The 11990-nt window shown below is 39.8% G+C and carries 13 protein-coding genes; 11 read left to right on the forward strand and 2 right to left on the reverse strand.

The window, feature by feature from the left end; translation table 11 throughout:
- Positions 1 to 121: 121 nt before the first annotated feature.
- Entirely contained in the window at positions 122 to 2251 is a 2130-nt protein-coding gene (gene topB, locus MHI04_RS09430) for a DNA topoisomerase III (protein ID WP_342535587.1), read from the forward strand.
- A gap of 146 nt (positions 2252 to 2397) precedes the next feature.
- Here topB and MHI04_RS09435 read toward each other — a convergent pair whose 3' ends face one another.
- A complete protein-coding gene (locus tag MHI04_RS09435; protein WP_342503878.1) occupies positions 2398 to 3345 on the reverse strand; it encodes a WYL domain-containing protein in 948 nt (315 codons plus the stop codon).
- Positions 3346 to 3456: 111 nt separating this feature from the next.
- Here MHI04_RS09435 and MHI04_RS09440 point away from each other — a divergent pair, with 111 nt between their 5' ends.
- Positions 3457 to 3915, forward strand: a complete 459-nt coding sequence (locus MHI04_RS09440; RefSeq protein ID WP_089932319.1) for a VOC family protein — start codon at positions 3457 to 3459, stop codon at positions 3913 to 3915.
- 43 nt (positions 3916 to 3958) lie between these two features.
- On the opposite strand, the gene MHI04_RS09445 is transcribed toward MHI04_RS09440, so the two are convergent.
- The gene (locus MHI04_RS09445; RefSeq protein WP_036117321.1) at positions 3959 to 4570 is read right to left on the reverse strand and encodes a TetR/AcrR family transcriptional regulator; all 612 of its coding nucleotides are present in this window, start codon (positions 4568 to 4570) and stop codon (positions 3959 to 3961) included.
- Between the two features lie 203 nt (positions 4571 to 4773).
- Here MHI04_RS09445 and MHI04_RS09450 point away from each other — a divergent pair, with 203 nt between their 5' ends.
- The 9 genes from MHI04_RS09450 to MHI04_RS09490 all read left to right on the forward strand — a co-directional run bounded on the left by MHI04_RS09450 (position 4774) and on the right by MHI04_RS09490 (position 11972).
- A complete protein-coding gene (locus MHI04_RS09450; RefSeq protein ID WP_036117323.1) occupies positions 4774 to 5526 on the forward strand; it encodes a glucose 1-dehydrogenase in 753 nt (250 codons plus the stop codon).
- A gap of 115 nt (positions 5527 to 5641) precedes the next feature.
- Positions 5642 to 5830, forward strand: coding sequence for a hypothetical protein (locus tag MHI04_RS09455; RefSeq protein WP_342535588.1), 189 nt, complete (start codon positions 5642 to 5644; stop codon positions 5828 to 5830).
- 377 nt (positions 5831 to 6207) lie between these two features.
- On the forward strand, positions 6208 to 7569 hold the full coding sequence (locus tag MHI04_RS09460) for an aspartate kinase (protein WP_036117325.1): 1362 nt from the start codon (positions 6208 to 6210) through the stop codon (positions 7567 to 7569).
- Positions 7570 to 7671: 102 nt separating this feature from the next.
- A complete protein-coding gene (locus MHI04_RS09465) occupies positions 7672 to 7857 on the forward strand; it encodes a hypothetical protein (protein WP_036117327.1) in 186 nt (61 codons plus the stop codon).
- A 203-nt stretch (positions 7858 to 8060) separates the two neighbouring features.
- Positions 8061 to 8741: an adenosylcobinamide amidohydrolase gene (locus MHI04_RS09470; RefSeq protein WP_342535589.1), complete on the forward strand. Its 681-nt coding sequence runs from the start codon at positions 8061 to 8063 to the stop codon at positions 8739 to 8741.
- Entirely contained in the window at positions 8741 to 9697 is a 957-nt protein-coding gene (gene cbiB, locus MHI04_RS09475; protein WP_342535590.1) for an adenosylcobinamide-phosphate synthase CbiB, read from the forward strand. The genes MHI04_RS09470 and cbiB overlap by 1 nt, the downstream gene beginning before the upstream one ends.
- Entirely contained in the window at positions 9684 to 10778 is a 1095-nt protein-coding gene (locus tag MHI04_RS09480; protein ID WP_342535591.1) for a threonine-phosphate decarboxylase, read from the forward strand. Before cbiB ends, MHI04_RS09480 begins: the two co-directional genes overlap by 14 nt.
- The gene (locus tag MHI04_RS09485; protein ID WP_342535592.1) at positions 10775 to 11383 is read left to right on the forward strand and encodes a histidine phosphatase family protein; all 609 of its coding nucleotides are present in this window, start codon (positions 10775 to 10777) and stop codon (positions 11381 to 11383) included. Before MHI04_RS09480 ends, MHI04_RS09485 begins: the two co-directional genes overlap by 4 nt.
- Before the next feature lie 13 nt (positions 11384 to 11396).
- Positions 11397 to 11972: a bifunctional adenosylcobinamide kinase/adenosylcobinamide-phosphate guanylyltransferase gene (locus MHI04_RS09490; RefSeq protein ID WP_342535593.1), complete on the forward strand. Its 576-nt coding sequence runs from the start codon at positions 11397 to 11399 to the stop codon at positions 11970 to 11972.
- Positions 11973 to 11990: the final 18 nt, after the last annotated feature.

An 11990-nucleotide genomic window follows, 5' to 3' on the forward strand; every position in this document is an offset into this window, starting at 1 on the left:
TTAATTGTTTAAAGTAAAATAGTAGTAAGGTATTCACCATCAACTCAACTAATCTGATTAGTTGAGTTTTATGTTTTTATAGAAAAGCTACGAAACTATTTTAAAGAAGATGTGATGATCAATGGGGAAAATCGCCATTTTGGCAGAGAAGCCATCTCAAGCAAGGGCTTATGCAGATGCATTTAAAATAAAGAAAAAAGAGAAAACATTTATTGAACTGGAACCTTGTTCAACTTTTCCTAATGGTGCAGTCATTACCTGGGCAGTGGGTCATCTTGTTGAATTAAAGGAACCAAAAGAATATCAGAAGGAATGGGAGAAATGGTCACTGGGATCATTACCGATCATTCCACAAAAATTTGAAGATAAAGTTGTCTCTAAAATGTATACACAATTTCATGCAGTCAAAAAAATCTTTAATGATCCGCAAGTAACCATGATTTATAATGGCTGCGATAGTGAACGTGAGGGTTCAAATATCTTCTACTCCCTTTTAAAAATGACGAAAGTCAACAAGCCTGTTAAACGATTATGGATCAATTCATTAGAGGTTGAGGAAATTCGAAAAGGTTTTAATCATATGCAAAGTAATGAGCGTGATTTGCTCATGTACCAAGAAGCAAAAACACGTCAAATTAGCGATTGGTTAGTAGGTATGAACTGTAGTCGCCTCTATACGCTACTTTTACAAAAAAAGGGCTTTAGGGGTAGTATCTCCATCGGACGTGTGCAATCACCAACCGTCTATTTAATTTATAAAAGACAGCAGGAAATCGAACATTTCAAGCCTGAAAAATTTTATGAAATTGAAGGGGTTTTTACAGCACAAAATGGTGTATATAAAGGGAAGGCAAATTTAAAAACAAAAGAGCGTGCAGAGGCTGTGCAATTATTGCAACAGCATGGGATTGAACCGCTGGATACGGGTCTAATTACAAGTGTAACGAACAAAATGAAGCGGATCGCACCACCTAAACTACATGCGTTATCAACATTACAAGCTGCTGCCAATAAACGTTGGAAATACAGTCCATCGCATGTGTTGAAACTTACGCAATCACTTTATGAGAAAAAGCTCGTTTCTTACCCGCGTACCGATTCACAGCTCATTACACATCATGAGTTTGCCTATTTAAATGACTCATTGGCCAACTATCAGCAGCTCGTGGGAAAGTCATTTCATGCAATCAACCGTGGGAATAACAAACGCTACGTCGATAGTGCCAACGTTGGGGAGCACTATGCTATTATCCCAACGAAAAAAGTGCCGACAGAAAAAGCGTTACAATCCATGAATGCGGATGAACGAAATATTTATTTTGAAATCGTCAATACGACACTCGCTATGTTTCACCAAGATTATCAATACGACGAAAAAACGATCATAACGAATGTCAAAAACGTTGCGTTTAAAACGGTAGGGAAAACAGAGCTCGTAAAAGGTTGGAAAGAATTGTTTTCAAGTGAGAAAGAGTTGCAGGAGCGTGAAGAGTCGTTACCTGTTGTTTTCCAAGATGAGATGGTACAAAGTATGGTTTCTATTTTAGAAGGCACGACAACGGCTCCTAAGCCTTATACAGAAGGTCAACTCATTACGATGATGAAAACATGTGGTAAATCGGTTGAGGATGAAGAGGAAATCGAGGTGCTGAAGTCGATTGAAGGTATTGGGACGGAAGCAACTCGTAGTGGCATTATCGAGACGATTAAAAAGCATGGATTTATTGAAGTACGAAAAAATATCGTGAGTATTACGCCTAAGGGTGCGCTTTTATGTCGAGCAATTGAAGGAACATTACTGTCAAGTCCATCGATGACGGCAAAATGGGAAATTTATTTACATAAAATTGGTCATGGAGAAGGGTCAGCCAAACATTTTATTGAAAGCATAGGCAAGTTTATTAATCAATTAATAGCGGAAGTGCCTAAACAGTTAGAGTCACTTACAATTGAAGCGGAGCAGTTTAAACCAGCTGTTGTGAAAGATATTGTGATGTGTCCGACATGTAAAGTAGGAAAAATAGGTTTGCGTAAAAGTTTTTACGGTTGTTCGAATTATAAAAATGGTTGTAAGCAAACGTTTCCAGGAAGGCTATTAGGAAAAAAACTAACGGAGAAGAATATTCATGATTTATGTAAGATTGGTAAAACAGCTGTGATGAAAGGGTTTAAATCAAAGAGTGGCAAACAATTTAATGCGTCACTCCGTTTGGTAGAAGGGAAAATTGAATTTGAGTTTAATGAAAAGTAAAGCGGGGGAGCTTTATGATCTATGGTGCAAAAAAACTGATCAATTGAATTCATTTTATAGCTTTTGCTAACGGTCTTATGTGGATCGAGCAATATAGACAGAAAACCCGAGCTAGTCAAATCATATAGTTCGGGATTTTTTATGGGCTAATGTGAGGTTAATTTTTGATAGTGATGAAGGAGATTCTCTACTTGGTCTTGGATTATTTGTTGTAATGCTTTGGGCTTCACGGAGATAATATGCTGACCATACCTCATAAAATAATTGCCGATAAATGTTTCTTCTCCTGGGTTGTAAAAGCCCTTAATTACAGTTTTATCATCCATTTCTAGTGTCATAGAAGGGTAATGTTCTTTATAAAAAATATCCTTTGCCTGTGCTGAAATTTCTACCTCAAATGCAATACGTTTCTTTGGTTGATCCATTTCTAATGACCGATTGATTAGTGCGTCTAGAGAAAAGTGCATGCTACTATCTATTATTTCAATGGACGTTATTTTATCACATCTGAAAACCTTCACTTTCTTCGTATCCACTTCTATGCCAGTTACATACCATTGCCCAAATTTAGCAGATATTTCGAAAAATTGAACATAGTAATCTTTTTGCTCATTATTTTTTTGATATTGAAATTGACAGCCATATTCATGAAGAATACTCATTAAAATCTTATCTAAAAAAAGACTAATATGATGATGTTGGTTAGCTTCAAATTGCAGGACTTTTTTCATTTGATGCATCTGTTCTACTTGATGTTTAGACAGACAGCTTTCAAATTTTTCATTTAATTGATTAACACTTAGATGAAAAGGTGTTGATTGGTAAGATTCTAATGTTAGCATAGCAAAGTACAAAGCATACACCTCATCCAATGTAAAAACAATAGGGGATAATAGCCTGTTTTTTAAGATGCCATACCGTCCATGTCTTCCATGCTCGGCAAAAATCGGCATGCCTAATTGCTCTAAAGAATGAACATCACGTAGCGCTGTACTTTTAGAAATGCTGTAGGTAGTCATTAAATCCGTTAAATTAAAAAATTCCCGACCATTTAAGTATCTAATCATATCATTAAGTCGTTCTGATTTTTTCATGGCTATCTCCTTAAAAGGTGTCATGTTTTGATACCTTTATATTCTAAAATAAGGGTTAGGTAATATCAATGGAGTTATTATCTAACTATTTTACTAAGGGAGATTGATACGATGAGTGCCACACTTGAAGTCGCTATTTTTTTATCCATGAACGGAAAGGCAAAAGAAGCTGTCCAATTTTACAAAGAACATTTGAATGCGGAGGAACTGTTGCTTGTGACATATGAGGATATGGCAAAACGTGACAAGACAATGCGTCTTACAGAAGAAAATAAACAGTATATAGCACATGCTGTTTTATTAATTGGCAAAACAAAGCTAATGCTAGCAGAAGCTACAATGGATGTTACGGAACACTATGTAGTAGGAAATCATTCCTCATTATGTATACAGAGCGCAGACCTAGAAGAAATGGAGCATTTTTATAAGAGCTTAACGTCAGATGAAAGAGTAAGAATCATTGTTCCGTTATCCAGTAATGTTTTTAGTAAAGCTTATGGCATTATCGAAGACCCGTTCGGCATTCAAATACAATTAATGTTTGATGAAAGATTACTAAATGGCGCATAGGTAAGTCCTTTGGGTATGGGCTTAACCTATACCCAAATCTTCTTTACTTTTCAAAGGGGTTGTCAATATAAGGCCCTTTAATGGTAATACGCATGAGCTGGGTCGCCATAAATTTTGGTGTATACGGCATATCATGTTCCAACCACCAAACAATCACTTCAAGAAAGGCAGCGGCATAAAACCGTACAGCCATCTCACGGGGCACTGTTAGCTTTTGATCGTTAGGCTCCATAATTTGAATGCCACTTGAGACGAAATTGATAATAATGTTTTTCAAACCATCAGAGAAATAAGGGATATTCTTTTCCGTGAGATAAACCTTATAAAGCTTACTATTCAGCGCTATTTGTTCAAATAAATGCATAAATGTCTCGTGAGGCTGGTCATAATTTGGTAATAAATCAAAATCCTTTTTCTCCTCAAAGTTTGGACGAATACTACTGACAAGCTCATGCAAAGTTTCTTCTGAGCTTTGATAGAGAAGGTCCAGCTTATCACGGTAGTGTAAATAAAAAGTGGCACGATTTAATGTGGCTCGTTGTGTAATATCTTGAACTGTAATCTTCTCATAGCCTTGTTCATCAATTAATTCCACCAGTGCATCTCTTAATAATTGGCGTGTTCGGATGACGCGGGGGTCCATTTTTTTCGACATTTTTATGCTCCTTGTATCAAATTTTCTATTTAAACAACAGATTTATTGTGAATGTTGTGTAAGCATCATAACAGGTTTTTGTGTTGTTTGCCCTTTTTAAATAGCGAGTTATAATTATATTAACGACACAGTGTCGATAATACAACTAGTTGTTAACGTGTTCACGAATTGTTCATTTATATAGAAGGAAGGAAGTTTTTATTATGGGTCGTTTAAATGGGAAAGTAGCAATTATTACAGGAGCAGCAATGGGGATGGGTGCATCCGAAGCAAAATTATTCGCACAAGAAGGCGCAAAGGTAATTGCAACAGATGTGCAAATCGAGCCATTGCATAACTTAGTTAAAGAAATTAAAGAAAATGGTGGAGAAATTATGGGGCTTTCACATAATGTCACTTCAGAAGACGAGTGGAAAGCAGTAATTGCGGAGGCTGTAAAGGCTTACGGCAAAGTCGATATTCTTGTCAACAATGCAGGCGTTTCATCACCAAAAACGATGGCTGACATGGAAATGGCTGAATGGAATAAAATTATGGATATCAACCTGAATGGCTGTGTTATTGGTATGAAATACGTGATTCCTGAAATGCAAAAAGCGGGCGGCGGTTCAATCATTAATATTTCTTCCATTGGTGGAATCGTTGGGATGGCTGGTACAAGCCCCTATACAGCAGCAAAAGGTGCGCTGCGTGTACTTTCTAAATCAGCTGCTATCGAATACGGCAAAGATAAAATTCGCGTGAATTCTGTGCACCCAGGCATTATCGTCACACCGATGACAGCACCGACAATGGTAGAGGGGGGCGCACTGCCATTCTATCAAACTTACACACAACTACCATACTTCGGTGAACCGGAAGATGTAGCCTATGGTGTAGTCTTCCTAGCATCTGACGAATCTCGTTTCATGACAGGCGCAGAGCTAGTGATCGATGGTGGCTGGACAGCCATGTAATCCAATAGCACAAGTAAAACTAGGCATCACATAACGTGAGCCTAGTTTTTTTATGTAGAGGAAGGCAGCTGCTCATGAAAGATTGTTGCATCCAAGCAATTGAGCGAGAACTTCAATGATTAATAGAATACTCGCGGAAGGAGGAGGAATACTCGCGGAAGGAGGAGGAATACTCGCGGAGGGAAGAGGAATACTCGCGGAGGGAAGAGGAATACTCGCGGAGGGAAGAGGAATACTCGCGGAAGGAAGAGAAATACTCGCGGAGGGAAGAGGAATCCTCGTGGAAGGGCAAGAAACTCTGTGAATGAGATAACGCCCTTGAAATCAAGCGTTAGAACTCTGCTCAAGTCGTCTTTTTTACATATAAAATAGCACAAACATAGTGGCTGTTTGTGCATATCATAGTTGGAGTAAGCGTTTTCTTCATTATATAGAAGAAAGTCAAAATGGAAAATTTCACGAATATGTGAATGTCACGAAAAAAAATTCATAAAAACCTTAACTATTTCATGCGAAATCCGTATAATAAATCAAACAGTACGAAAATTGTCCATATTTCTCGATAAATTGCGTGAATTTTTTAAATTGTATTGACGTAGGAAACGATAATTTGTACACTGTGTACATTCAATTGTTTTTTGGAGGAATACAATTAATTTGAAAAGTTAGGATTTGATAGATATGATCGTGTGTAAATTTGGTGGAACATCTGTAGCAAGTGCAGAACAAATTCAAAAAGTGGCAAACATTGTGAAATCTAATCCGGCACGTAAGATTGTTGCCGTTTCAGCACCAGGGAAACGTTCTGATGACGATATAAAAGTAACAGACCTATTAATACAATTAGCAAATGCAGCGTTACAACATGAGAATACGGAAGAAAAATTGCAAACTGTTGTGAATCGTTTTCGAGCGATTGCAGATGGTTTGGGATTAGACCATGCCATTTGTGACGTAATTGCGGAAGATTTACGTGAACGTGTACAAGGTGACAAAACGAACGTGGAATTATTCATCGATAGTATTAAAGCAGCAGGTGAAGATAATAATGCCAAGCTGATAGCAGCTTACTTTAATGCCATTGGTATGCCCGCACGTTACATTAGTCCAAAAGAAGGTTTAGTGGTCAATGATTTGCCTGAACGCACATTTGCTTTACCCGAAGCGTATGCTAATTTAGCCCCTTTAAAAGATACAAAAGAAATTATTGTGTTCCCAGGGTTCTTCGGTTACACTAAAGCGGGCGTATTGCGAACATTTGACCGCGGTGGCTCTGATATTACAGGTTCCATTTTAGCAGCAGCCGTTGAAGCGGAGCTGTACGAAAACTTTACGGATGTGGATTGTGTGTTCTCTGCGAATCCGAAAGTTGTCAATGATCCAGTGGAAATTAAAGAAATTACGTATCGCGAAATGCGCGAATTATCATATGCAGGCTTTTCAGTGTTCCATGATGAAGCGTTAATGCCTGTCTACAAGATTGGGGTGCCCGTTAACATAAAAAATACAAATAATCCATTAGCCCCAGGTACTCGTATCGTACCAAGCCGTCCTGCAACAGGTCGTCCCGTTACAGGAATCTCGGCAGACAGTGGCTTTTCAACTTTATATGTTTCTAAATATTTGATGAATCGTGAAGTAGGCTTTGGACGAAAGCTGCTCCAAATTTTAGAAGATGAGAATATTTCTTATGAACACACACCGTCTGGCTTAGACGATATTTCTGTCATCATGCGTTCAAATCAACTAACTCCAGAAAATGAAGCACGTATTATTAGTCGTGTGAAAGAAGAGCTACATGCTGAGTATGTAGAAATGCGTCACGGTTTTTCGATGATCGTGATTGTTGGCGAAGGGATGCGTCATAATACAGGTTTAGCTGCCCGTGCTGCCACAGCGATTTCAGAAACTGGCGCAAATATTGAAATGATCAATCAAGGTTCTTCTGAAGTCAGCCTCGTATTTGGGGTCCTTCAGGAATATGAAAACCGTATTTTACAAGCATTATATGAAGAGTTTTTTGCTCATGCGAAAGCAAAATGACACAATCATCACTAATCCAAGTGTTTCTTGCTTGGATTAGTGTTTTCTTTTTGCTTAGAATACGGTAAAATCGAGGGCGTACATAAGTTGGGAGGGTTTTTCGTGAAGAATTTAACAATTGGGATGCTTTTCTCCATCCTTGGGATACTTTTTGTCTGTTTAACGATTATGGATATTTTACCGTCATCGACCAAAACAATGAAAATTGTTTACATTGGCATTGGCTGGGTCTTTATTATTATAGGCTCTGTGATCCGCTTTAAAAATCTCAAACAAAAGCAACAATAACGCTTTGAAATTGGAATTGTGACAATAGCCAAAGTTATGATACAATTTCAAAGAAAATAAATAATTTGAGTATTATGAAGTTGTTATTCTGTACATACGTTCAGAAGGTTCAAATTTGAATAAAGAATCGACAGTACAAATTCTTCTTTGTAAGAATTTGTTTTTTTATGTTCCGTAACTATCTCGTGCGAGGAGGCGATGAAATGCCTATACTGACGAAAGACCATATTCAACTATTTGATCATTATGTTGCTCTTCAAACAGCTTCACCTATGAAGGTCGTATCCTCCGCCATGCATAATCCAGGCTTTGGACATTATACGCATCTCATGAATCGAACAGTACCCATTACTTATGATGAACGGCAACCCCATCAGGAATTACAGCAATTTTTGCAGGTACAGGGCTTTCCGCTCCACAACACTGTAGCCATGATGACGGCCGTTCAGGCCCAATTTGCGACCATTCGCGACTTTACATTTGAAGGCATCCAACTTGTCATTATGATTACTGCGGGGCTAGGTAATGCGGTCGATATTACACGTGCTTTTCATCGGGAGGAGCAGTACCATGCAGGGACGATTAATACATGGGTGCTCATCAACGGAAAGCTATCGGATGAAGCACTATTTCAGGCAATGATTTCAACAACAGAAGCCAAGGTGAAGGCGTTAGTGGATGAAGCTATTACAGACCCAACAACAGGTACGCAAGCTACAGGTACTTCTACCGATAGCTTGCTAATTGCCTCCACAGAAGAGGGGGACTACCATCAGTATGCAGGCCCCATTACGATGCTCGGCAAGGTCATTGGCTATGGCGTCTATGAAACGATGCGTGAGGCTGTAAGGAAATACAAAAAAGATAAGGAGGAGAGAGCTTGATGATTGCTATCGTAATTGCCTGTATCATAGGGCTTGTTTTCGATTTAGTAGTAGGAGACCCTCCAAAGCTTCCCCATCCTGTACGCTGGATTGGACATTTGATTCAATCGCAAACAGCTCTATGGAATAAGGGCAAATGGCGAAAGCTGCGTGGGATGGTGATGGCACTTGCTGTTGTTGGGACGACCATGTTTATAGTGACATTGATTCTGCTCCTTAGTTATCAGGTAAGTATCATTTTTGGCATTCTAGTAGAAGGGCTTCTCATTGGGATTGGATTGGCACAGCGTAGCTTGAAGGAGGCGGCAATGGCTGTCTATGAGCCGCTTGTCAAAGGTGATTTTGCGGAAGCGCGTGTCAAGCTGTCGTGGATTGTTGGACGTGATACCGAAAAACTGGATGAAGATGAAATTGTGCGTGGTGTGGTAGAAACGGTTTCTGAGAATACAAGCGATGGCGTGACAGCACCGCTCTTTTATGCCTTTTTATTTGGGGCAATAGGGTTATGGGGCTATAAGGCTGTCAATACATTAGATTCGATGGTCGGCTATAAAAATGAAAAATACAAAGACTTTGGCATGTTCTCTGCCAAGCTGGATGATGTGCTGAATTTTATTCCAAGTCGTATTACAGGCTTGCTAATTGTGCTTGGCACAAAAAATGAAACAAATTATTCGCTTGGCAAGCGTTTAAAGCGATGGGCACAGGATGCGAAAAAGCATCCAAGTCCAAACAGTGGCTATTTAGAGGCAGCGACGGCTGTGCAGCTCGGTGTACAGCTCGGTGGAAAAAATACGTATAAGGGTGTTGTCTCTCATCGAGCAATTATGGGAGAAAAATTAGTTCCTTTAACAAAGGAGCATATTGCTACATCTATTCTTCATATGCGCGTTGCCACAGTTCTCTTTACGCTTGTCATGTTAGCAGTGGAGGTGTTCATTTATGCTATTACCTAATCACGGAGCAAATCCGCATAATGTGTATCAGCAATTAGGCTTAACTATGCCTGAAGTAGTGTATGATTTTAGTGAAAATGTGAATGCCGCGGGACCGCCATCCTTTGTGGAGGCACGGTGGCGTACATTTTATCCGCTAATTCAACGTTATCCAGATCCTGATGGAGAGCCCTTTTTAACGAAGGTTGCAGCTTTTCATCAAGTGGCAAAGGATACGATTCTATTAGGTAACGGGGCATCAGAGCTTTTTAGTGTGCTAGCAAGACGCTATGCGAAAAAGCGTGTCATCATTGTGCATCCGACTTTTTCTGAATATGAGCGAACATTGCGTGCAGTGGGTGCTGATATTGTGCCCGTTTTGGTGACAGACTTCATCGAGTACACATTACCTATGGAGCAGCTACAGCATGAAATGATGAAGGCAGACGCAGTTTATCTTTGTACACCTAATAATCCGACGGGCGTCCTGCCGAAAAAAGAAGATTTACTTGCCTTAATAGAGCATGGAGCTGCCGTTAACTGTGAGCTTGTCATTGATGAAGCCTTTATGGATTGGGTAGATGAGGCGTATTCGCTAATTCATAATAGTACACAACAACCGCATGTCATTGTCGTACGTTCGATGACTAAAATGTATGCGATTCCAGGTTTACGTCTAGGTTATTTAGTTGCACATGCTTCCATTGTGAGCACTTTAAAGGACATGCTGCCTCATTGGAATTTAAATGCCTTTGCGCTTGTTATTGGTGCGAGCTGTTTAGATGAACAGCATTATTGTCAGCAAGCCATTAGCTATGCGACAGCGCAAAGAGAATGGCTGCATCGTTATTTACAAGAAAATGGCTGTCAAGTAACCAATAGCATTACCAATTATGTGTGCTTCTCACTACCAAAAACACAGCAGGCAGATACCTTTTTCACCTATTGTCTAGCACAAGGTATTGTCCTGCGTCATACGAAAAATTTTCAAGGTTTACAGGGTGAATGGTTCCGTATTGGAATAAAAGATATTGCGGCCATGACTTCTTTACATAATTGTCTGCAAGCTTGGTTTAGCGCAAATAAGGGGAGAGAAAAGTGACAACTTTTTATCTAGTAAGACATGGGGAAACACAATGGAATCAAGAGCAACGACTACAGGGGTGGCTGGATTCACCATTAACAGAAAACGGTAGAGCAGCGGCTGAACGGCTACACAAGCAACTGCAACAGATCCCTTTTGCTGCTGCTTATTGTAGCTCAAGTGGTCGTGCGAGGGAGACGATGGCTATTCTCACAGCTAATCGCCAGCTGCCTATTGTCTATGAAGATGATTTACGAGAAATCTATTTAGGGGAATGGCAAGGTCATACCATTGAGGAGATAATGGCGACGAATAAGCTGGATTATGAGCTATATACAAACTATCCAGCACAGTTTGTTGCTACTCATACCGAAAGCTTCGGCGCTGTGACAGAAAGAGCGATGTTTACACTCAAAAAAATAGCAGCCCAATATCGGGATGAATCAATCCTCATTGTCTCTCATGCCGTCACCATTAAATGTATTATCAACGCCATTTTACAGCGTAGCATTAGTGAGCTGTGGGCAGCGCCATATATTCATGGGACGAGTGTGACAGTGATTGAACGACAAGCTCAACAATGGCTTGTCCAAGATATCGGTAATTTGCATCATTTACAATAGGAGGTGCCTGAAAATGCCACTCATTTTTATTACAGGTGGTGTGCGTAGTGGTAAATCTCATTTTGCTGAGCAAGTAGCGATGCAGCAATATCAAACGCAGTTTAGTACTGCAAAACGTTTGATATATTTGGCTTCTGGTCTTGCTGTAGATCGTGAAATGGAGAAGCGGATTCATCGTCATCAGGCAGATCGACAGGCACAGCCTATCCAATGGCTGACGGTGGAGGCCCCATATGCGATAGCAGAGGTGTTTGAGACACTTCAAGATGGGGATGTGGTGCTGTGGGATTGCGTCACAACTTGGCTCACCAATGCTTTTTATGAAGGCTATGACAGTGGGACACCGTGTGTACAACGGCCTGGGTGTTTAGAAAATAAGCTACAGGTTGTTAAACAGGCTATTCAGTCACTACTAAAGAAGAACATGACTTTTTTTGTTGTCTCCAATGAACTGTTTGATGAGCCACCTTATAATAGTGATGAAGTAGAATTATACCGACGAACACTCGGACAATTCCATCAATGGTTCGTTGCAATGGCACGGGAGGCCTATGAGATGAATGACGGTATTGTGAAGAGGTGGAAATAAATCGAGAAAGAGGGCAAG

The sequence above is a fragment of the Lysinibacillus sp. FSL K6-1151 genome, assembly GCF_038630755.1.
Classification (GTDB): Bacteria; Bacillota; Bacilli; order Bacillales_A; family Planococcaceae; genus Lysinibacillus; species Lysinibacillus fusiformis_D.